This is a genomic window from Cognatundibacterium jejuense, from assembly GCF_014284255.1.
Lineage (GTDB): Bacteria > Pseudomonadota > Gammaproteobacteria > Burkholderiales > Burkholderiaceae_D > Undibacterium > Undibacterium jejuense.
Window position 1 is genome coordinate 1 of sequence record NZ_JACOFV010000063.1, and the last position, 344, is coordinate 344.

A 344-nucleotide genomic window follows, 5' to 3' on the forward strand; every position below is an offset into this window, starting at 1 on the left:
GCGGGTCTTGGTAGTCGGTGTCGATCTGGTAGCCTTTGGCGCGTGCTTCGGCTTCATCTTTAGCACGCCATTCATGGGCTTTTTTCATGCGATCGGGCCACAATGCTTTCCAGTTATCTCTATCCTCTTCTAAAAAATGACTGCGTACCTCGTCTTCTTCGCTGTGTAATTCCATGGTCATAAAATACGCACCGGGTTGAAGTGGATTTAAGCGATTGTCATCTCTATACATGACTATTCTCATATAGACCCCATCGGCTTCTAAATTCCAACCTGCGCCATCTTCTAACGCCATCCACTCCTCAAATGTCGGTATATAACGTACATCTATGTTGATATTATGT

1 pseudogene is annotated in these 344 nt (G+C 45.1%); it reads right to left on the minus strand.

The features are described from left to right. Positions 1-344, minus strand: a pseudogene (locus H8K32_RS20035) (hypothetical protein); the annotation flags it as partial.